19 protein-coding genes, 1 pseudogene and 1 riboswitch are annotated in these 20,203 nt (G+C 38.5%); of the genes and pseudogenes, 11 read left to right on the plus strand and 9 right to left on the minus strand.

Annotated features, from left to right (window positions below):
• Nucleotides 1–209 precede the first annotated feature (209 nt).
• Nucleotides 210–728 carry a divergent PAP2 family protein gene (locus tag A3M5_RS0101105; RefSeq protein WP_018391906.1) on the plus strand — a complete coding sequence of 173 codons (519 nt, stop codon included), beginning with the start codon at nucleotides 210–212 and terminating at the stop codon, nucleotides 726–728.
• A gap of 101 nt (nucleotides 729–829) precedes the next feature.
• On the opposite strand, the gene A3M5_RS24170 is transcribed toward A3M5_RS0101105, so the two are convergent.
• From A3M5_RS24170 to A3M5_RS0101130, 4 genes are all read right to left on the minus strand, one after another.
• Nucleotides 830–985 (minus strand): DUF2639 domain-containing protein, encoded by a 156-nt coding sequence (locus tag A3M5_RS24170; protein WP_018391907.1) that lies wholly within the window; start codon nucleotides 983–985, stop codon nucleotides 830–832.
• 949 nt (nucleotides 986–1,934) lie between these two features.
• Nucleotides 1,935–2,096 (minus strand): aspartyl-phosphate phosphatase Spo0E family protein, encoded by a 162-nt coding sequence (locus tag A3M5_RS24175; protein ID WP_018391909.1) that lies wholly within the window; start codon nucleotides 2,094–2,096, stop codon nucleotides 1,935–1,937.
• A 408-nt stretch (nucleotides 2,097–2,504) separates the two neighbouring features.
• On the minus strand, nucleotides 2,505–2,654 hold the full coding sequence (locus A3M5_RS25660; RefSeq protein ID WP_018391910.1) for a hypothetical protein: 150 nt from the start codon (nucleotides 2,652–2,654) through the stop codon (nucleotides 2,505–2,507).
• 195 nt (nucleotides 2,655–2,849) lie between these two features.
• Nucleotides 2,850–4,208, minus strand: a complete 1,359-nt coding sequence (locus A3M5_RS0101130; RefSeq protein ID WP_018391911.1) for an amino acid permease — start codon at nucleotides 4,206–4,208, stop codon at nucleotides 2,850–2,852.
• 220 nt (nucleotides 4,209–4,428) lie between these two features.
• Here A3M5_RS0101130 and A3M5_RS0101135 point away from each other — a divergent pair, with 220 nt between their 5' ends.
• Nucleotides 4,429–5,412: a polysaccharide deacetylase family protein gene (locus A3M5_RS0101135; RefSeq protein WP_018391912.1), complete on the plus strand. Its 984-nt coding sequence runs from the start codon at nucleotides 4,429–4,431 to the stop codon at nucleotides 5,410–5,412.
• A 151-nt stretch (nucleotides 5,413–5,563) separates the two neighbouring features.
• On the opposite strand, the gene speD is transcribed toward A3M5_RS0101135, so the two are convergent.
• The 4 genes from speD to A3M5_RS0101155 form a co-directional block, all read right to left on the minus strand.
• The gene (gene speD, locus A3M5_RS0101140) at nucleotides 5,564–6,391 is read right to left on the minus strand and encodes an adenosylmethionine decarboxylase (protein WP_018391913.1); all 828 of its coding nucleotides are present in this window, start codon (nucleotides 6,389–6,391) and stop codon (nucleotides 5,564–5,566) included.
• A gap of 349 nt (nucleotides 6,392–6,740) precedes the next feature.
• Nucleotides 6,741–7,355 (minus strand): spore protease YyaC, encoded by a 615-nt coding sequence (gene yyaC / locus A3M5_RS0101145; RefSeq protein ID WP_152333468.1) that lies wholly within the window; start codon nucleotides 7,353–7,355, stop codon nucleotides 6,741–6,743.
• Nucleotides 7,356–7,681: 326 nt separating this feature from the next.
• Nucleotides 7,682–8,746 (minus strand): HupE/UreJ family protein, encoded by a 1,065-nt coding sequence (locus A3M5_RS0101150; RefSeq protein ID WP_018391915.1) that lies wholly within the window; start codon nucleotides 8,744–8,746, stop codon nucleotides 7,682–7,684.
• An 82-nt stretch (nucleotides 8,747–8,828) separates the two neighbouring features.
• Nucleotides 8,829–10,352: a CehA/McbA family metallohydrolase domain-containing protein gene (locus A3M5_RS0101155; RefSeq protein ID WP_018391916.1), complete on the minus strand. Its 1,524-nt coding sequence runs from the start codon at nucleotides 10,350–10,352 to the stop codon at nucleotides 8,829–8,831.
• A 678-nt stretch (nucleotides 10,353–11,030) separates the two neighbouring features.
• Here A3M5_RS0101155 and A3M5_RS0101160 point away from each other — a divergent pair.
• The 6 genes from A3M5_RS0101160 to A3M5_RS0101185 all read left to right on the plus strand — a co-directional run bounded on the left by A3M5_RS0101160 (nucleotide 11,031) and on the right by A3M5_RS0101185 (nucleotide 15,020).
• The gene (locus A3M5_RS0101160) at nucleotides 11,031–11,291 is read left to right on the plus strand and encodes a metal-sensitive transcriptional regulator (protein WP_018391917.1); all 261 of its coding nucleotides are present in this window, start codon (nucleotides 11,031–11,033) and stop codon (nucleotides 11,289–11,291) included.
• An 88-nt stretch (nucleotides 11,292–11,379) separates the two neighbouring features.
• Nucleotides 11,380–11,607, plus strand: a complete 228-nt coding sequence (locus tag A3M5_RS0101165) for a sulfurtransferase TusA family protein (protein WP_018391918.1) — start codon at nucleotides 11,380–11,382, stop codon at nucleotides 11,605–11,607.
• Nucleotides 11,608–11,668: 61 nt separating this feature from the next.
• Nucleotides 11,669–12,151: a DsrE/DsrF/DrsH-like family protein gene (locus A3M5_RS0101170; RefSeq protein WP_018391919.1), complete on the plus strand. Its 483-nt coding sequence runs from the start codon at nucleotides 11,669–11,671 to the stop codon at nucleotides 12,149–12,151.
• Between the two features lie 167 nt (nucleotides 12,152–12,318).
• Nucleotides 12,319–12,876: a sulfurtransferase TusA family protein gene (locus tag A3M5_RS0101175; RefSeq protein ID WP_018391920.1), complete on the plus strand. Its 558-nt coding sequence runs from the start codon at nucleotides 12,319–12,321 to the stop codon at nucleotides 12,874–12,876.
• 146 nt (nucleotides 12,877–13,022) lie between these two features.
• Nucleotides 13,023–14,150: an MBL fold metallo-hydrolase gene (locus tag A3M5_RS0101180; protein WP_018391921.1), complete on the plus strand. Its 1,128-nt coding sequence runs from the start codon at nucleotides 13,023–13,025 to the stop codon at nucleotides 14,148–14,150.
• Nucleotides 14,151–14,243: 93 nt separating this feature from the next.
• Complete coding sequence (locus A3M5_RS0101185; protein ID WP_018391922.1) at nucleotides 14,244–15,020, plus strand: sulfite exporter TauE/SafE family protein; 777 nt, start codon at nucleotides 14,244–14,246, stop codon at nucleotides 15,018–15,020.
• On the opposite strand, the pseudogene A3M5_RS24180 reads toward A3M5_RS0101185, so the two are convergent.
• Nucleotides 15,011–15,253, minus strand: a pseudogene (locus A3M5_RS24180) (MATE family efflux transporter); the annotation flags it as partial. The gene A3M5_RS0101185 and the pseudogene A3M5_RS24180 overlap by 10 nt on opposite strands.
• Before the next feature lie 913 nt (nucleotides 15,254–16,166).
• On the opposite strand from A3M5_RS24180, the gene A3M5_RS23550 reads away from it, so the two are divergent.
• From A3M5_RS23550 to A3M5_RS0101200, 3 genes are all read left to right on the plus strand, one after another.
• Nucleotides 16,167–16,484: an ATP-binding cassette domain-containing protein gene (locus A3M5_RS23550; RefSeq protein ID WP_018391923.1), complete on the plus strand. Its 318-nt coding sequence runs from the start codon at nucleotides 16,167–16,169 to the stop codon at nucleotides 16,482–16,484.
• A gap of 26 nt (nucleotides 16,485–16,510) precedes the next feature.
• Nucleotides 16,511–17,125: a DeoR family transcriptional regulator gene (locus A3M5_RS0101195; RefSeq protein ID WP_018391924.1), complete on the plus strand. Its 615-nt coding sequence runs from the start codon at nucleotides 16,511–16,513 to the stop codon at nucleotides 17,123–17,125.
• Between the two features lie 559 nt (nucleotides 17,126–17,684).
• A riboswitch (cyclic di-GMP riboswitch) is annotated at nucleotides 17,685–17,769 on the plus strand.
• Between the two features lie 78 nt (nucleotides 17,770–17,847).
• A complete protein-coding gene (locus A3M5_RS0101200; protein ID WP_018391925.1) occupies nucleotides 17,848–19,974 on the plus strand; it encodes a bifunctional diguanylate cyclase/phosphodiesterase in 2,127 nt (708 codons plus the stop codon).
• Nucleotides 19,975–20,203: the final 229 nt, after the last annotated feature.

A 20,203-nucleotide genomic window follows, 5' to 3' on the forward strand; every position in this document is an offset into this window, starting at 1 on the left:
ACATTATTATAAAAGAACCTGATGGTAGATGGAGAAACGATTGGAACAACGCCGCCCAAATTGATGTTCAGGAAAAAGCGGTTAAATGGATGAGGACAACAGAATAATGGGAGATTTCCGCATATAAAAATGAAATTGTGGGTATCAAAAGAGAGAAGATAGATGTCCCGGATTGGATTGGACTGGTCCGTGAAGTGGAGGAGTTGCTTATGGAAAAGATGAATCGGGGAATTTTGACGGCGCTGTCGGCAATCGGTATTGCGCAAGGGATGAAAATTTTGACGCATAAAAAGCTAACCGGGGAGTGGGACATGAAGCAGGCTTTCACAACGGGTGGCATGCCGAGTTCGCACTCTGCAGGTGTGGCAGCGCTGGCGTCTTATGTGGCGTCAAATAAAGGCTGGCGGCATACGGAGACATCGCTTGCGACAGTGTTTGGCGTGATTGTGATGTATGATGCACAAGGAATTCGGCGTCATACAGGCGAAATTGCAAAGCTTGTGAATGATCTTGAAGATAATCTGGCGAAATTTTCTGGTGAGTTTCCAAGTTTTGAGTATGTGGAGCATGGGAAAAAGCTAAAGGAACTGCTCGGGCATCAGCCGGTGGAAGTAGGAGCAGGTGCGTTGCTTGGCGTTGTGCTTGGGCTTGTTTCGGCGAAAATGGAGGATGGCCAGCCAGCTAAAATCGAACCGCTGGAATGTAACGGGCAGATCGTGCTAACCTAAATATTGAGGATGTTTTAAAATGAAAAAGACTGCCGAATTTGTCGACAGCCGGCCCCATTTTTAAAAATGGGGTTTTTGCACGTTAAAAAAAGAAAGGTTATTCACTTCGTATCCGTTGCATCATCTACTAAGTGATAGTAATGGTTATGCAAAACATGCGATCTATAGGTTTCTAATTTTTTACCATCAATTCTTGACACGTTAAACTCTTCTTTTAGTTTTTTTACGTACCATCCTTTGGACCCTACATGTGCCATCATGATTCCCCCTGTCTATTTACATAATATGCATGTATAATTGCGAGAGGTTCCTACGATTACCCATTGTTATTTGACAAAAGAATTGAAGGTATTCCTTGTGAGCAGACGAAAGAAAGATCCCGCTCTCAACTTTCAATGGGGATCTTTTGGCTGCATTTCTATCTATTAAATAACAGCTACTTTACGGGTACGTTTTAATATAAAATCCGTCTGTCTCTGACCATTCTCCATATAAAATATCTTCTATTCGATCGTATCCTTTGAATTCTTGTTTTCATATTACCATCCACATGAGAGGGGCAACAAACTACCAAAAAGATTTTCTTTGTCTTCAAAAAAATACAAATAAAGTTATTTCCTGGTTTTAAAGGAAAAAAGAAAGGGAAAAGATACGAGATAAGTTGAAAAGAGATGGAGCGAACAAGATGATTGAAAAATTGATTATGAGGATTTAAAATTTTTTTAAGGCTGGGACAAAAGATGAAAAAGACATAAAGGATATCAATTCTAGTCAACAGCTCAATGGAATGATCCTTTTAAATGGTTATATGCAGCGCTTGTTTGTTTTTGAGTAGATCAATGCGTAGGCAACCGGTGAATGAACAAAAGGAGGAATTATTTAATCACAGAGATTCAAGATCGCTTTTTATCGTAGTCAGGGATTGTTGTCATCTCGCTGATGTATTAGATTATTTTAAGAGAGGGATGGCATGATGAACATTGGCGATAGGTTTGATTGGATTTTAGCCGTGTCTGACCAGAGTTGGTACATAGAAGCGCAGATGTTGGAGATTATTAAAGCCTGTAGATTAGATTAAAAAAATAGCCAGGTACCCCGGCTATAATAACTGAAAAATGACTATTAGAATTTGGGGTGTGACGGGTAATCGTCGAACAATAACAGTATGTCAGATCAAGAAAATTATATACATAAAAAGCTAAAAAATCAATTTTGCAATTGGACTTGAATAATTAACTTGTCCAGTTCTTCGCTATATTTTAGGGTTGCATTACTATTAAGACCATTGGTTACACCAGCAGAAACCATTAGCTTACGAAGGTCATCAATACGCAAAGTTAATTCATCGAAATTATCTTTAAGTTGCATCGTGAAATCCCCCTATAAATTTATCTATAATAGCAAAATTATAGTTTATTGCTTTTAAAAAAGAAACAATTTTTTTAAATAGTTAAAATATTAAAGTCTAAAAGAAAAATCAAAAAATCTAGGTAATCGCCCGGTTAAAAGGGTTGGAAAGAGTATATATGGGAATGTTTTATGTAATAACAGTGTAACCAATTCAAACGTATGTGGTGAAGGATAATCAGCAAGGCGGATTGATTCGAGATAAAAGAGATAGGACATAAGAGTATTTTTTGAGCCCCCGTGCTGAACGACGTTATGGGATCATACCCATTTTCGAATGTTTGAGCGAACTGAAGATCGGCATTAGGAAGAAGACTGATACCCATAGAGGCACACTATGTGGAATAGGGAGGTGAGGAAAGCACGGTGTTAGGATGATTGATCACAAATAACCATAGCCTCACTTAAAAGCTGGATATCACTTTGAATTTGCTGTTTAATAATCAAATCTTTACATTTATAATAATCATCTAACAATCGGCCTAGTTCATAGGAAATGATAATTGCCAATTCGTTCAACAAAAACACTCCATTTCAGGTAATTTATCATAATAATATATTATGTAACAAAAGAATGGAAATTGGAAGATTTTTTTATGGAAATTTAAAAAAGTCGGGAAATAAAACGTATATAAACATGAAAAAAGCTTATTCTCAATGCTTAGTGAATAAGCTTTTTATATTTGTCAACAAGATATTCGTTTACCTATTATGTTAGGATGAAGACTTTTTCCAATAGTAAAAGGCAATTAAATTACCATACCATAAAGGGCCAAATAGAAGCGCGATACGTGTACCGGGAAAAAAGCCCATCATCACAATGACAAAACCTAAAAAAGCGAGAGTCAAATAAGAACTATAGGGGAAGAAAGGCATTTTATAATAGAGCTGTTTTTGACTCTCTTTGGATAAACTCTTACGATAACGAATTTGGGTGAGTAAAATAATTGACCATGTCCAAACAGCACCAAACGTAGCGATACTGGTCATCAACATAAATACTTTCCCGGGTACTAAATAGTTAAGGGCTACTCCGATTAATAAAGCTCCTGCAGAAGCGAGCACAGCAGCACTTGGTATTCCAATTTTTGATAACTTCTTATATTTAGCCGGTGCTTCACCTTGTTGAGCCAAATTAAAAAGCATACGGCCTGTACTAAAAATACCGCTATTACAAGAAGAGAGGGCGGCAGTGAGCACGACAAAATTTAAGATTCCGGCAGCACCAGGAATTCCAACTTTGTTGAATGTCATGACAAAAGGGCTTCCCGTGCCAAGTTCGGTCCAAGGATAAATCGACATGATCACAAACAATGCTCCGATATAGAAAACGAGAATGCGCCAAAAAACAGTGTCAATCGCTTTAGATAATGATTTTGTGGGGTTTTTGGCTTCACCTGCTGTAATCCCGATCATTTCTACACCTGCGTAAGCAAACATGACCATTGACAAGGACATGAAAACACCTAAGTAACCGTTTGCGAAAAATCCGCCATGAATCCATAAATTATGAATACCTGTAGCGATGCCTCCATTTCCAATGCCGAATGTAATCATGCCAAGCCCAATAGCAATCATGAATAAAATCGTGACGATTTTAACAAGCGTAAACCAAAACTCAAACTCGCCATACATTTTTACCGCCATAAAATTTACGGCAGTTACAATCACCAATGCAGAAAGCGCCCATATCCAGCGTGCAACATCAGGAAACCAGTACTCCATATAGATCCCGACTGCAGTGATTTCGGCCATACAGGTAATGATCCACATAAACCAATAATTCCATCCAGTTATATATCCGGCAAGAGGCCCTAAATAATCGTGTGCATATTGACTAAAAGACCCCGCTACCGGGTTCTGGATCGCCATTTCTCCAAGTGCACGCATAATAAAAAAGATCGCGATTCCGCCGATCGCATAGGAAAGCAAAATGGCTGGTCCTGCTAACTTGATCGCTGTAGCAGACCCTAGAAATAAACCAACTCCGATCGCAGCTCCTAAAGACATTAATGTAATATGCCTTTGTTCTAGTCCACGTTGTAATTCTATTGGATTTTCGTTTTTTTGCATAAAGACCTCCTTATATTTTTATACATCACTAAACATAGAAGATTAAAAATAAGTGGATTTCGTACACTGCCTCTTATCCGTATGGTTATGCGGTGATTGTGATAGTATTCTAAACCGTTTGATGAAAAGAATCGGGGTTATTTTTATACAGCATAGTCCTCCAGCGAATGGGAAACCTACTACCATCAGTAGATGAAAATATTGTGTGGAGGGAAAGAAGATGAACAGAAAATATGGTATGTCCCTTATATTCCTTGCGGGTGCGTTATTATTGACGTTGGGCGCTTTACTTATTGATAATACCCGAGACATGCATGTAAAGCCTGATAGTGAAAACGTCATGACCACTTCTGCAGAGGTTCATAAAGATGACCTTCATAAAAAAATTCAAGCGTACAGTGAAAAATATAAAATGGAGCCGATTGACGCAAAAGTCGACAGCGTATGGAAGGCGATACCTGGGTACAACGGATTGGAAGTAAATCGTAAAGCGAGTTATAAAAAAATGAAAGCAAGCGGTGATTTTGACGTAAACAAAATCGTTTATAAGGAAGTTTCGCCAAATGTCCATTTGGAAGATTTAGGACCCGAACCGATCTATAGAGGCAATCTGGAAAAACCGATGGTAGCTCTGTTAATCAATGTCGCCTGGGGCAATGAGTACATTCCAAAAATTCTTAAAACGTTAAATGATCATCAAGCGAAGGCAACTTTTTTCTTTGATGGCAGTTGGGTAAAAAAGAATCCCGATCTGGCTAAGATGATTTATGAAGAGGGCCACGAAATTGGCAACCACGCTTATAGTCATCCCGATCTCAACCAACGCTCTCAGGAAGAAACAATGGATGAATTGAAAAAGACGAATAATGTCATTGAAGGAACCCTTGGTATAAAGCCGAAGTGGTTTGCCCCGCCAAGCGGAAGTTTTAATCAAGTAACGGTAAATGTCGCGGACCAACTTGGCATGAAAATGATTTTATGGACGGTCGATACAGTTGATTGGAAAAAACCGTCGACATCGGAAATGGTTAGTCGAGTTGTGTCAAAAGTGGAGAATGGCTCAATGGTTCTGATGCATCCAACAAAGCCTGTTGCGGAGGGGCTGAATACGATGATAACGGAGATTCAAGCAAAAGGGTACCAACTTGGGACAGTCAGCGATCTGATGAGTGAAAAACGTATTGATACTCAAGCAGTCAATTAAAACGCAGTCGTATTGTATAATCAATTCAAATAAGTTTCACCGTGTCATATGAAACCTTCAGAATTTCATAAAGGGCGAGTACTTTAATAAAGCAAACCAAAATAAGCACACATAAGAGTGTGCTTATTTTGGTTTTGGACAAAAAATTATATTAATGTTCCCCTATTGAGCCAGGAGTTATATTTTTCCCATAAAATATTTCATCCATTTCGTGATGCAGTTTTTTTGTGATGTCTTTTATTTCATCATCACGTAAATCTTTTTTTGTATGCCCAAATAAATAATTGTCTAAGTCAAATTTACGCAATTTACATTTGGTGTGGAAAATATTTTCTTGATAAATATTTACATCAATCATGTCATACAGATGTTTTATCTCTTCTGGTATGTAGTTTTGGATGGAACTAATGTCGTGGTCAATAAATAACTTATTTCCATTAATATCCCTCGTAAAGCCACGAACGCGATAATCCATCGTCATAATATCCGTATCAAACGAATGAATCAGATAATTTAATGCTTTAAGTGGTGAAATTTCTCCACAAGTAGACACATCAATATCCGCTCTAAATGTGCTGATGCCTTCATTAGGATGGTATTCTGGATACGTATGAACCGTAATATGACTCTTATCTAGTGCCAATACAACAGATTCTGGAAGAGGACCAGGTGACTCCTCGAACGCTTCCGTTGGCGCTTCTACAACGGGTCCTTCTGAAATTAATAAGGTAACACTAGCTCCTTGAGGTACATAATCTTGCTTGGCGATATTCAATACGTGCGCGCCAATAATATCGGTAACACTTTTTAAAATATCGGTTAATCTGTCTGCATTGTACTGCTCATCTATATACTCGATGTAAGCTTCGCGTTCTTCTTTTGACTTGGTCCAGCATACATCATACATATTAAAACTAAGCGTTTTCGTCAGGTTGTTAAAATCGTGTAATTGAATACGTTTGTCAGGCGTTGTTCCCATCATTTGACCTCCCTAATTCTTAAATAATTAATCTCTTCACTATTTCATGATTTCCGAGCAAAGGCTTTATTACATCTTACATCACATCTTACTATGTTACCCAGCTGTTATGTAAAGAAACAATTTTTCTTTTTCGAGGCTATTATACAGATTTTTCAAACAAGAAAGACCATCGTCTTTAGAGGGGGGATGGGAGTAAGTCTGCCTCTTTCTATGAAAGAATGTAAGTGGGATGTTTGAGAAAAAGAACCCTATGGCTTCAGCCGGGGGAGTGGTCAGAGATAAAACACAAAAGAAAAGCAAGCAATACAATTGCGTTCGCTTTTCTTTTGGTTATTACAGGAAGGGGTTACACGGCTTGTATTTTCTTTTTTTCGTATTCCAATTCAAAAAGGGCTCTCACAATAAAATCAGCGGTTTTATTGGCCATTTTGTAAACGAGTGAAAGGCGTGTACACTGAAGGACTTGCAGAGGAAGAAACCCTCCCGCATTGACGATCCCTGAAATGCTGTAATCTCCGATAGGTGGAAGGTCTTTTTGAACCCCTGATCCTGGTTTCATTGGTCCTTTTTTGAGTTGAATGGTTCCTATATAGTTGGATGAGCCAAGGCAGGCATCGATGGCAATAACGGTTGTATCTCTGTGATTTTGCTGAATTCGTTGAACCGTCTCTGCTAAGTTTTTAGCGTGAACAGGGTGATCCAAACAGCCATACACCGAGACATGAGTATATTTTCTGATGAAACTGTTTTCTTTTAGTTTTGATCCAACAAACGGGCCATAGCTGTCACCTGAAGAGCGGTCTGAACCAATGCAAACGAAGATTACTTCTTGTTTATCAGCGATAATACGCTTTAATTCGTTTTTCATATGGTAAACAAACAACCTTTCATCTGCAAATTGCCTCATATTTAGAAACCACCTTTTCTTTTTTTTGCAGAAAGTCTGCTGATTTAAAATCATTTGATCTTTCCTTCACTTTATTAAGAATGAACCGTAGTATTCCTTTACCCTAAAAAATGAAAGCATTTATATTTTTCACAATTTCATGCATCCTTATCCGAAATTTTAGAGGCAGTTGACCGTGCGGGATAGCTGTTTTACGCGAAACAGCCAAATGTTTGGCCTCATCTCACTTTAATGGGAAAGTAAAATTCATTTTTACGGTGATTGAAGGGGATTTTACGCAAAAAAGCCGAGTAAATCTCGGCTACAAGGATTGGAAAGAGTACATGCATGAGGAAATTTTTACAAATTAATAGTTTAATCAATTTCCATATTATGATGAACTAGAACACTCTTTGAAAAAACCATAAAAGTCCAAAAGCCAATATCCCCATTGAAGTTCCGGGAATTACCCATTTAAAGGCTCGTATCTTCTTAATAAAAAGGATAATCGGGTACGCTATTAACACGATTAGGAGCTGTCCGAGTTCTATGCCGATATTGAAGGATAGAAGGGTAGTCGCCATGTGATTTACGTCCAACCGCATTTCAGATAATATCCCTGCAAAGCCAAAACCATGTATCAGCCCAAAGCTAAAAGCAATCCAGGGCTGCTGTTTTGAATCTCGATCAAAGATATTAACGAGAGCCACATAAATGATGCTTAATGCGATCGCCATTTCGACCCACTTGCTCGGAAACTGTACAATTTGCAATGTGGCAAGAGCTAGTGTGATACTGTGAGCTATCGTGAAAGCTGTAATTAAAGAAAAAATATGGCGTACTGTTTTTGCCCCAATAAGCAGACTGATCACAAATAAAATATGGTCGTATCCTGTGAAAATATGTTCGAGTCCAAGCGATAAGAACTGTTTACTCGTTTGAAGAGCAGTACCTTCTCCTATTTCCAGTTCTCTCTTCTCAAAAGTGAGTACTTGTTCTCGTTGTTCACCATCCATTTTAATGGTTGCAAAATTAGCGTGGCTTGGATCAGAATCATCAAGAAACATATTATATTCGAGAACTAACTTTTCCGGTTTCTGATCTAGTTTGTATGTTAAATCGACAACGGCAAACGGCCGTTCATTTATCGTTGCTATATCTGTTTTGCTTACACGGCCCTCAATCCGTGCACCATCTGCGAAAAGTTTTATGTGAGAGTTAATGTACTGCTGCACAGCTGTTGTATCGATTGCCTGTGATGGATCCAAATCTTTATTCATGGCATGTCCAAATTCAGTAAGATCAACCTTAAGCTCGTATGTAAGTGTCTCTTCTTTTACTTCAATGCTTGAATAACCCTCACTGTTATTCGTGTGAGCAAATGCAGGAGAAGAAAGGACAAAACTACATGTAAATAAAAGAAGAAAAATCGGAAGCCAGTGCTTTATCGTTTTATTTAAATCCATTGTTCGTTGTCTCCTTACTAAAAGTAATAGAAAGACGAGGAGCTTCATTCCTCCTCGTCTTGTATGCATCTAAAATCTCACTTTACTTATTAGACTTAATGAAGGTTGGATTAGAGTAAAACCAGAGATCCGTCCATGGATTTTCACCACGCGGGTCTACCTGCGGTTCTAATTGATCGGTGCTCGTTCCTCTAACACGGAAATACATATCTTTCTCCACATCTTCTAGTGTATAAGTCATTGTGATATATTCTCCATCTTGCTTCCAATCTTTTGCATCAAAGCGTTTAACGACTTTTGTTGTGGGATTGACATCCGTTGTGCGGTCTTCCACTTTACCTGTCACTTCGCCTACAATCAGATCTACACGCTTTACATTTGGATTATCGCCATTCGCATTTTTAGCATTTGGGTCACGAAGACGAATGGTCACAGTGACGTCATTTGCATTTTTGTTCTTTAAAGTAAGAGTTTCTCCGGTAGATGCTGTATGTCCATTCCCTTTCGCTTTCTTACCAGCAGCTTGTGCTGTAATGTCTAGTTCTGAGATGAGGTCACCGGTTGTCGCAAATACATTTCCATTTCGAAGGCCGTCCAACACATCACTGTAATTTTTTTCTGATTTAACGTATGTTTTCGAATATTCGCCCGGCCAGAAATCACTGCCGCCATCTCTCCAGTTCACATGAGAATCAGAGGTAGAAGTAACCCACCAATGTCTTCCTTCACCTAACATGGAATCCCAGAGGCCGCCGACTCTCGCAGTCATTTGATCAAAGCCGCCCATCGTAGGAGAATTACCATATGCACCACGGGCACCATTTGGATCTAGCGAGCCATCGGGATTAATCGCGCCGGCCTGATGGCCAGGAGCTCCTTCCATACCTACGGAAACATTAGGTGCTGTATCATTCCAGTTACGGAATTCTTGTGGTGTATCTTGTCCCCATTTACTTACATCACTTGCTGAACGTGAAGGATGGTTCGCGAAAAGAAGGGGAGCTTCATCTAAATCTTTCATGTAATTGAGTGCGGCAATCATGTTGGATTCGGTATCCCGGCTTGAATCATTTGGATAAGGCTCACGCTTATTAAACTTACTTTCAATGTCGTATAGTTTTTCAGATTCATCGTCACTTTTAGGTATGATTAAAGAACTGTGGTCGGCAGCTGGTGTGTCAAACTCCATTCCATAAAATTGAAGAAGGTCCGGATAAGCTTCACGGGATTTTAACAACTCTGGATAAGCTTGCTCCAAGTTCACCTTTGAATGGTTAGGTCCACCGTGATCGGTTGTTACCATCCAATCAAGTCCGTACTTTTCCGCGTTTTCCGCGTTTTTAACGGTTGGATAAATGGCATCTCCGCCTTTAATAGCAGTAGGTGGGTTTGTCGTGTTATCCCAGCCAACACTCCATTCACTATGGATGTGGTGATCACCTGCAAGCCATGTTGCAGAAGTCTTTTTTGATTCTTCTTTAGAAGGCTGTTTTGCTTCTGTTTGATTCTGGTCTTTCTGATAAACAGTCTGTGCAGTCAGTGCAGTAGTGGCTAAAAGTGTCGTTGCAATGAGCGGAATTGACTTCTTTTTGAAATTAGATTTCATACGTTGTTCCTCCCTTTATATCATTTTTTAACCAACTCCGATGTTAGTCTACAAATGTTTTTAGGAGATTAATAAATTGTATATTTTCAATAATTTTCAAATTATTTAGTTTTAACATAAATAAGGATATTTGCAGGATATAAACTATTTATTGGAAGTGTATGTAGTAGAAAGCCTTCACTTATGGCAATGGTTTAGTAAGTATTGAATCGATGCTGGATGTAACGTATTACAAACACGAATAAAGGGGCTGTTTTCATTCAAGTTGGAGCTGTGGTATTGCAGACGATAGCGTTAAGGAATCTGTTTTCTCCTATTAGAAAAGAACTATTTTTATGGTTTCCCGTTATATGAAACGGATTCCAATATTTATATTACTTTAATGTATATGTACTTGCTTGTAATAGCAAAGTAACAGTTTCCCCTTATAGTTATCTTTTCACGAACTTAACTAATTAATTTTTGGAGGTGAAGATATAAAATTCACTCAATGATAAAAAAGAAAAAATGGAGCTGGATCAAGAATTAAAAAACTTGACATTATACCTAGTGGGGTATATTGTGGATTTACAGAAGCAGTCATGTTAAAAGGAGTTGATTCATTATTTCTTCCTTAGTCAGTATGTTATTCACTTAAAAACCGCCAATCGAATACAAAACAAAAAGGAGATATTTGTTATGACATACGATAAAAAAATTGAAAACCGTTTAAAACGAATTGAAGGGCAAATCAGAGGGGTATTGAAAATGATTGAGGAAGAAAAGGACTGCCGTGATGTTGTGACTCAATTATCCGCTACACGAAGTGCGATTGATCGGGCAATGGGGGTCATTGTCAGCAAGAACTTGGAACAGTGTCTTAGAGAGAATATTGAAGCAGGAAGAGATACAGATAATCTTGTGAAAGAAGCCGTAGACTTACTTGTTAAAAGCAGATAAAAAAAGAAAAAATCTAAGGGTTGACGAATGATTGTCAATCCTTTAATATACCCTTTTGGGTATATTAAAGGGAGCGGAGGGAAAACAAATGAACGTAGATCAAATACTAGATGCAAAAGGGCTTGCATGTCCAATGCCCATCGTGAAAACGAAGAAAGCCATGAACCAGCTGGAAGCAGGACAAATTTTAGAAGTTCAAACAACAGATAAAGGTGCAAAAAGTGATTTAACAGCTTGGGCAAAATCAATGGGGCACACGCTTCTAAATTCAAAAGAAGAAGAAGATGTATTCACATTTTACATTCAAAAAGGCTAATTTTTTTACTTAAATATATACCCATACGAGTATAAGTAAAAGGAGATAAGGGGGCTTCATCATGACCGAACAGAAGAAAAAAACAACGATTATTTTATTCAGCGGTGATTATGACAAGGCAATGGCGGCGTATATCATCGCAAATGGCGCAGCCGCTTATGATCACGAGGTAACTATTTTTCATACATTTTGGGGATTGAATGCATTACGTAAAGATGAGCTATTGACCTTGAAAAAAGGATTCCTTGAAAAGATGTTTACGAAAATGATGCCGCGAGGTGCGGACAAAATGGGTTTATCAAATATGAACTTTGCTGGAATGGGACCAAAAATGATCAAGCATGTAATAAAAAAACACAATGCTATGACGCTTCCTCAATTGATTGAGATGGCGCAGGAACAGGATGTGAAGTTAATTGCCTGCACAATGACAATGGATTTGCTTGGTTTGCAGCAGAAAGAATTGCTGGATAGAATTGAATATGCAGGTGTAGCCGCCTATTTAGCAGACGCTGAAGATGGAAATGTAAATTTATTTATCTAAGCAAGGCAGCAAAAAGCAAATGAATAATAGCAGTAAATCTTTTTAAAGACCCCGGATATAAAATCATTAACAGGATGGACGGTATGAATGAGTAGCAAGGTTCAACTGTATTATTTTTTTACTATTTTAAATACCCCATAGGGTGTTGTTGATAAGGAGGAAACACAATGATTGAACCAAATCATGTATTAGACGCAAAAGGGCTTGCGTGCCCAATGCCCATTATTAAAACTAAAAAAACGATAAATAAATTAGAGTCGGGCCAAGTATTAGAAATACAGGCGACTGATAAAGGCTCAACAGCCGACTTGCAAGCATGGGCGAAAAGTTCAGGACACGAGTATTTAGGAACAGAAACAGAAGGAGATATTCTCCGTCACTTCTTACGTAAAGCGGGCGGAAATACAGCATCAGAAACGACTGTTATTCCTGAAATATCATTAAAGAGCTTTAAAGAAAAAGTAGAAAGCGATGAAAAAATGACGATCTTGGATGTTCGTGAACGGGATGAATATGAAGAGAGGCATATTGGGGGTGTCATTCATATTCCACTCGGTGAGGTAGAACAACGTTCCGACGAGTTAAATAAAGAAGATGAAATTTATGTCATCTGCCATTCTGGAAGAAGAAGCGAATTAGCCGCACGAACCATGGCGAAACAAGGATTTAAAAAATTAATCAATGTATTGCCTGGAATGCGAGATTGGACAGGGAAAACGGAATAAATAAGTGAAGGAGGAAAAGCACGAGTATAAAAGAAGCGATTATTACATGTAAATGGTGGATTGTTTAATGCATATAAGGCGTTTAACATTTTAAGCTCAAAAATGAAAAAATTTTGAACGAAATTATACCCCAGGAGGTAATAGGTGTGCCAGTAAATTCATTGACAGCAAAAGAAGTCACAAAAAAAGTCATTAATAAAGAGCCATTCTTTATTTTAGATGTTCGGAACGAAGAGGCCTTCCAAGATTGGAAAATAGAAGGAGAAAATATTCAATCCTTAAACATCCCTTATTTTGATCTGCTGGATGGAGTCGAAGAAATGTTGGATCAAGTTCCTGCAGATAAGGAAGTGTTGGTTGTGTGTGCTAAAGAAGGCTCATCTATCATGGTAGCCGATATGCTGTCAGAGGCAGGCCGAACTGTTTCTTATCTTAAAGGGGGGATGAAAGTCTGGGGTGAACATTTAGAGCCCGTTAAAGTCGGTGATTTAAAAGATGGCGGAGAGCTGTATCAGTTTGTTCGTATTGGCAAAGGTTGTCTCTCTTATATGATCGTATCAAATGGGGAAGCAGCTCTTATTGATTCGACGCGTATGAGCGATGTATATATAGATTTCGTTCAAGAAATTGGCGCTAAAATCACCCATGTTTTTGATACGCATCTTCACGCTGATCACATTTCAGGCGGCAGAAAGATCGCAGAAACAACAAATGCCACTTACTGGCTCCCGCCAAAGGATGCGCAGGACGTAACATTTGATTATCAGCCACTGGAAGAAGGCCAAGATGTAACGATTGGTAATACGACGATCAAGATTCATCCATTGTATTCCCCAGGACATACGATTGGGTCTACTTCCTTTATCGTAGATGACTCCTATTTACTGTCAGGTGACATTCTGTTTATTGATTCAATCGGAAGACCTGACTTAGCTGGACTGGCAGAGGACTGGGTTAGAGATTTGAGAGAAACACTCTACACACGTTACAAAGAATTATCAGATGATCTTATCGTTTTACCAGCTCACTTTATGATCATGGAAGAGCTGAATGATGACGGCAGTGTATCGGAAAAGTTAGGAACGCTGTTTGAAAAAAATCACGGATTGAATATAGAAGATGAAGCGGCGTTCAGAGAGATGGTAACCGGTCACCTGCCGCCACAACCAAATGCTTATCAGGAAATCCGCGAAACGAACATGGGTAAAGTCGAGCCGGATGAAGAAAAACAACGTGAAATGGAAATTGGACCAAACCGTTGTGCCATTCGATAAAAGCATGGAAGTAAAATAAAATGGCTAAAGGCTGATCAGGAAAAGGGTATCAGTTAGATACCCTTTCTCTTTTTTTGAAAGGAGGAGGAACGTATGGCTCTTCATATTATCATCACTATTTTCTTGATTGGTTTTATCGGTTCCTTTATTTCAGGTATGGTCGGGATCGGCGGTTCGATCATTAAATATCCGATGCTTTTGTATATTCCCCCGATACTTGGAATGGCGGCGTTCAGTGCCCATGAGGTATCTGGAATTAGTGCCATTCAAGTTTTTTTCGCCGCCATCGCAGGGGTGTGGGCATACCGAAAAGGAGGTTATTTGAACAAAACCCTGATTATCTATATGGGAGCAAGTATTTTAATTGGAAGCTTCATCGGCGGTTATAGTTCTGGCATGATGTCAGAAGGGGACATCAATCTTGTGTATGGAATATTGGCCATAATTGCGGCTATTTTGATGTTTTTCCCGAAAAAAGGGATCGATGATATCCCACTTGATCAGGTTACGTTTAATAAATGGGTAGCGGCGGGGTTGGCCTTCATCGTTGGAATCGGAGCAGGAGTCGTTGGTGCAGCAGGAGCTTTTGTCCTCGTACCTATTATGTTGGTCGTCTTAAAAATTCCAACAAGAATGACCATTGCTACTTCACTTGCAATTACCTTTATTTCCTCGATTGGCGCCACGATCGGTAAAATCACGACCGACCAGGTTCTTTATGGCCCAGCAGCTATCATGATTGTCGCTAGTTTACTAGCTTCTCCTTTAGGAGCAAAGGCTGGACAAAAGGTGAATACGAAAATACTACAAGCCGTGTTAGCTTTATTAATCTTAGGTACCTCGATTAAAATTTGGATGGATATTCTTTGAAGATCATTGTTTGCACCGTTCGCTTGAGCAGCAAAACCAGATGTACTGACTCTTAAAAATCCGAATAGCCAGTACATTGTATTAAAAATCATAGTTCCTACAACCACTCCTCCGATATAAGCTGGATTAGGCAGTTGTCCAACCACTGCTGTATCTACTGCTCCTAGTAAGGGGGGTGTCATAGTTGAGATGGTGAGTGGGAAAGCTAAAGCAAGATAAGTCCGATGATTCAATTAATTAACCTCCTTAGGAATCAAAAATATGAAGCAATTCTTTTTCTTTGAGAACAGCTTTTGTTTTTTACATTAGTCTATAATATGACCTTCCTGCATGATTTGTCATCACGTATAAGATTCATAGATGATAGATCATGGAAGATAGATAAGAAAGCCCCATTCTAATGAAAGAAAGGAGGCATGAAACCACGATCAGTAAACGATATCAAGCACCGTATTTTTCTGTTGTGTTACTAAATGTTATAAAAAAACAATTAGCACCGTTTTTTACAATATATAAAAGTTAGTTCAATTTATGATAATGACAGAATGAAAGCATTTGAGTAACATCTAAAAGACAGACACAGCAATGAATTTATGGAACATATGTTAAAAGATGAATGTAAACCCTACTAAAAGAATAGAGGCGTCCTATTTTTTGAAAACAAAAAAATAAAACATTTTTTAACATAAGTAGAACAGAGTTTGAGATTTTCCACACTAGTAAAAAGTAGATGCGTCTGAAATGACACGCCGTAAAATCTTTTGACTGAGCAACAAAATAAAGATATTTATTTGAATGACGGTCCATCACAGATCATTGTGTTCGATTTTATTATATAGACAGATGCAGGGGAAACTTGGTTTCAAGGTATTCCAATCCATAAACGTAATAACGCCGCTTTTCGGGCGATCAGAGGCCGCAATCAAGCCGTGTTTCAAAATCCTTCCGCTGCTTTGAATCCACGACTGAAAGTGATGGACTCTCTTATGGAACCCCTTGATCAATTGAAAAATAAGACCCTTTCGTTTCTGGGTGATAGCAAATTGAGTCGAAGTGAAACGGCCGAACGACTATTACAACATGTCGGTCTTTCAGAAACGGTTCTGCACCAATACCCACATGAACTAAGCGGAACAAAAACAAAGGGTGTCTATTGCGAGAGCGATCAGTATCGAACCGACGTTCATTGTGCTAGATGAGCCAACATCTAGTTTGGATACGATCATTCAGGCGGAAATTCTGAACTTATTGAAAGATTTGCAGGAGAAGCTGGGATTTTCGTATATATTTATCTCTCATGATCTATCCGCCGTTCATTTTATGTGCAATCGGGTGTTGGTCATGAAAAATGGACAAATCGTAGATGATTGCGCCAGGGAGCAATTGTTTTCAGTGGAAAGGCATCCGTATACACAGCACCTGTTAAACTTGTTTGAAAATGACGATCTTAGGAATGTCATGTAATCGATAAAAAGGGATGGAGGGATCAAATGCTGCCGAGAGAACGACAACAACAAATTTTAATATGGATGGAAGAAGAGGGTGCTTTGCGGGTTTCTGAAATTAGTAAGCGGTTAACTGTGTCTACAGCAACCGTTTACAGTGACATTAAGCCACTAGTGGAACAGCAGTTGATCTTAAAATCATTGAATGGGATTTATTATCTTCCTAAAAAAACCCATGTATCCTCTTACGTTTGTTCGTATTGCAATAAACAGTCAAACACGAGATTATCTGTTCAACTCATCAAATTAAATCAACGAATTGAGCACACATGCTGCGCACATTGTGGTTTACTTCGATATCAACAAATAGGAAAAGAAGTTTCCCAAATCATTTGCTATGATTTTTTAAAGGATACAATGATCAGCGCCAAGATCGCCACATATGTAATAAATTCAGATATTCATCTTAATTCTTGTCAGCCACAGGTGATTACTTTCGAATCTGTAAAAAAGGCGAAACAATTTCAATCGGGGTTTGGTGGAAGTATTCACAATTTTGAAGAAGCCATTCAAGTGATGCTAGAAGAAAAGAATGGTGATCGTTGTTGCCAGCCAAAAAGAAAGAGAATCGAAAAGAATAAACGCTATCTACATGGATAGAAAGAAAAGAACCCTTAGATATTCGTGGGTTCTTTTCTGATTATGGCCCTATGAGTAGAGCAGAGAGATTATTTTACTAGCTTTAATGCACTTTCAGAAATGTAAAAGTCTGTCCCATTAACTTCTTTTTGTTGAGTTGATTTCTTTGTTGTTTGGATGACGATGTTTTTATTTGCTGGAAGCTCTACTTTCTGGATTCCTTTTTCAGCTACAAATACGGGGTTATTTGGACCTGTTAGTCAATACGCGTTGTAAATCCTTTCTTTTCTAAGGCGTCTTTCGCATTCGTATATAGTTGTTTTGTTAATTGATTTAGATCAAAGTCCATAAACTTGGCCATTGTTTTGGCAGTATCCGTATTTTCAACTAATCCTGTTGGTCTTGAAGGTCCGTAAGAATATAAGAATACGACTTCACCCGTATGGCCACCTGTTGTAAAGCTGATGTTCGCCTATTGGTTGGGTATAATATACTACTTAATTTATTGACTTTCGGACTTCAATAGCTATAATCAAGGTATAGTTTTACAATAGGGCTACTTTTTAACAAAATTAAACAACTTGATTATGGAAGCGATGAACAGCCATCTGTATGTGGGCACTTTGGATGACTGGGAGCAAGTAGTGCAACCGACCCTGCTATTTTTAATAGGTCGGTTTTTTTATTTAATCAAGTATATTTCTCTGAAAATACTATTAAATTAAATGTCATAGGTGATAAAAATGGGAAAAAAAAGATCGGTAACGGTGCCTGAACCAATAAGGCACGAGAATAAGGAAGAAATGGACGATATTTTGAAGGAACTGGCTGATGTTAAGTATGCTTTGGATCGATCATCGATTGTGGCTATGACGGATCAGCGCGGGGTTATCCTTTATGCTAATGACCAATTCTGTGAAATCTCTCAATATGAACAGGAAGAAATATTGGGACAAGATCATCGGATTTTAAATTCAGGCTATCATTCTCGAGATTTTATCAAGAATATGTGGGCCACGATTGGAGCAGGAGATATTTGGCGTGGAGAAATACGTAATAAGGCTAAAGATGGTTCATTTTATTGGGTAGATACAACCATTGTGCCATTTTTAAATGATCGGGGAAAACCGTATCAATATATCTCGATACGAAATGATATCAGTCCTCGAAAAAAAATGGAAGAAGAAGTACGGAAAAGTGAGGAAAAGTATCGGTTAATCACTGAAAATTCGTCAGATCTGATTTCAACGATTGATGAAGAGGGGAATCTATTATACATATCTCCATCTCACACGGTTCTATTAGGGCACGATTTGGTAGAGATGGAGTCTAGTCCTTTATTTCAATGGGTACACGAAGAGGATCGTCAAAGTGTCATTGACAGTATTCAAGACATGATTACAAAAGGAAAAGGGTCTTCCCAATTAGAATTCCGTATCCTAGCGAAAAGTGGAAATTATATTGATGTGGAAGCGAAGGTTAATTCTATTTTTGACCCATTTGGAATTGTGAAAAATTTAGTGCTAGTTATGCGGGATATAACCGAAAGGAAAAAGACAGAGCAAACGATTTATCATTTAGCTTACCATGATACATTGACTGAATTACCAAATCGAAGACTCTTTATGGATTGTTTGCGTAAAGAAGTCAATCAAGCCAATTCTGTTCGATCACAACTAGCCGTCATGTTTGTTGACGTCGATCGATTTAAACATATTAATGATTCTTATGGGCACGAAATTGGTGATCTTATTCTGATCGAAACAGCCAAGCAGATTAAGGAGTGTCTTCACTCAACAGACTTGGTTGCTCGTATAGGAGGGGATGAGTTTACCATTTTGTTGACAAATGTGTCGGATACAGAGAGGGTGGAAACCATTGCTCAAAGGATCAAAGACAGTTTCCAAGTACCGATAGAGTCTGGAGGAAAGGTATACAACCTCTCTTGTAGTATCGGTATTTCTCTCTTCCCCTCAGATGGAAAGGATGTGGATGAACTATTAAAACGAGCAGACATGGCTCTATATGCTGTTAAAGAACAAGGACGGAACGGGTATTTGTTCTTCCATCCAGATATGGAAGAACGATCATTGGAACGGATTCTATTAGAAAATGAATTGAAAAAAGCCATACAACAGAAGCAATTTTACATTGAGTACCAGCCTAAAATGAATCTTACCAGCGGACAGTTAATCGGCATGGAAGCCCTTGTTCGTTGGAATCATCCAGAATTGGGGAGGATATCACCTGGCAAGTTTATCCCGGTAGCTGAAGAAACAGGATTGATCCTTCCTCTCGGGGAATGGGTGCTTCGTCAAGGATGCAAGCAAAATAAAGATTGGCAGAATCAAGGCTATCCCCCACTAAGAGTATCGATTAATTTGTCTACCCGACAATTTTATCAATCTAACTTATTAGACAAGATAAAAGGGATTTTAAATGAGACCGGATTGGAGCCAGAGTGGCTGGAGCTTGAGATTACGGAAAGTATTTTTACAGATATCGATCAAGCAGTAGTCATCCTGCAAGAAATTAGAGAGTTAGGCGTTCATATATCTATCGATGATTTTGGAACAGGGTACAGTTCGTTCAGTTACATCAAGCATCTTCCCGTAGATACTTTGAAAATTGATGCTTCTTTTATTCGGGACATTCATCAAAACAAGGAAAGCCAGGCGATTGTCAAGGCGATCATGGACATCGCACAAACACTGAACTTAAATGTGATTGCTGAAGGGATTGAAAGCCAAGAACAGTTGATTGCCTTGAGTGAGGATGGCTGCAGTCAAGGGCAGGGTTTTTTATTCAGTAAACCATTGTCCAATCATGAATTTGAAAACTATTTCAAATATTCTACTGAAACAATTTGAGTCGTATAAAAACTGGATTTATATATTAAGTATGAGTGATGTGAATTTTTATAAAGAGCGCTTGGGTCCTTATGCCAAGCGTTTTATTTTGTCAGTTATCAAATTTGAATTCCAAAGTAAGAACAGATAGATCCTAAGGGGTTTTAGGCTATCGAAAATAATTAGTTTAATCACCCAAATAAAAAACGGTGAATACACTATCTATGTTCATTTTAAATGAGGGGGAATC

The sequence above is a fragment of the Bacillus sp. 37MA genome (genome assembly GCF_000372765.1).
Classification (GTDB): domain Bacteria; phylum Bacillota; class Bacilli; order Bacillales; family Domibacillaceae; genus Domibacillus; species Domibacillus aminovorans.

What these genes read in the sequence shown, in the direction of transcription:
- A3M5_RS0101165 (WP_018391918.1), top strand. Translation starts at nt 11,380, where the DNA reads ATGAACGTAGATCAAATACTAGATGCAAAAGGGCTTGCATGTCCAATG.
- A3M5_RS0101105 (WP_018391906.1), top strand. Translation starts at nt 210, where the DNA reads ATGGAAAAGATGAATCGGGGAATTTTGACGGCGCTGTCGGCAATCGGT.
- A3M5_RS0101135 (WP_018391912.1), top strand. Translation starts at nt 4,429, where the DNA reads ATGAACAGAAAATATGGTATGTCCCTTATATTCCTTGCGGGTGCGTTA.
- A3M5_RS24175 (WP_018391909.1), bottom strand. Translation starts at nt 2,096, where the DNA reads ATGCAACTTAAAGATAATTTCGATGAATTAACTTTGCGTATTGATGAC.
- A3M5_RS0101195 (WP_018391924.1), top strand. Translation starts at nt 16,511, where the DNA reads ATGCTGCCGAGAGAACGACAACAACAAATTTTAATATGGATGGAAGAA.
- A3M5_RS0101130 (WP_018391911.1), bottom strand. Translation starts at nt 4,208, where the DNA reads ATGCAAAAAAACGAAAATCCAATAGAATTACAACGTGGACTAGAACAA.
- A3M5_RS0101170 (WP_018391919.1), top strand. Translation starts at nt 11,669, where the DNA reads ATGACCGAACAGAAGAAAAAAACAACGATTATTTTATTCAGCGGTGAT.
- A3M5_RS0101160 (WP_018391917.1), top strand. Translation starts at nt 11,031, where the DNA reads ATGACATACGATAAAAAAATTGAAAACCGTTTAAAACGAATTGAAGGG.
- yyaC (WP_152333468.1), bottom strand. Translation starts at nt 7,355, where the DNA reads ATGATTTTAAATCAGCAGACTTTCTGCAAAAAAAAGAAAAGGTGGTTT.
- A3M5_RS0101185 (WP_018391922.1), top strand. Translation starts at nt 14,244, where the DNA reads ATGGCTCTTCATATTATCATCACTATTTTCTTGATTGGTTTTATCGGT.
- A3M5_RS24170 (WP_018391907.1), bottom strand. Translation starts at nt 985, where the DNA reads ATGGCACATGTAGGGTCCAAAGGATGGTACGTAAAAAAACTAAAAGAA.
- A3M5_RS0101150 (WP_018391915.1), bottom strand. Translation starts at nt 8,746, where the DNA reads ATGGATTTAAATAAAACGATAAAGCACTGGCTTCCGATTTTTCTTCTT.
- A3M5_RS0101175 (WP_018391920.1), top strand. Translation starts at nt 12,319, where the DNA reads ATGATTGAACCAAATCATGTATTAGACGCAAAAGGGCTTGCGTGCCCA.
- speD (WP_018391913.1), bottom strand. Translation starts at nt 6,391, where the DNA reads ATGGGAACAACGCCTGACAAACGTATTCAATTACACGATTTTAACAAC.
- A3M5_RS0101155 (WP_018391916.1), bottom strand. Translation starts at nt 10,352, where the DNA reads ATGAAATCTAATTTCAAAAAGAAGTCAATTCCGCTCATTGCAACGACA.
- A3M5_RS0101200 (WP_018391925.1), top strand. Translation starts at nt 17,848, where the DNA reads ATGGGAAAAAAAAGATCGGTAACGGTGCCTGAACCAATAAGGCACGAG.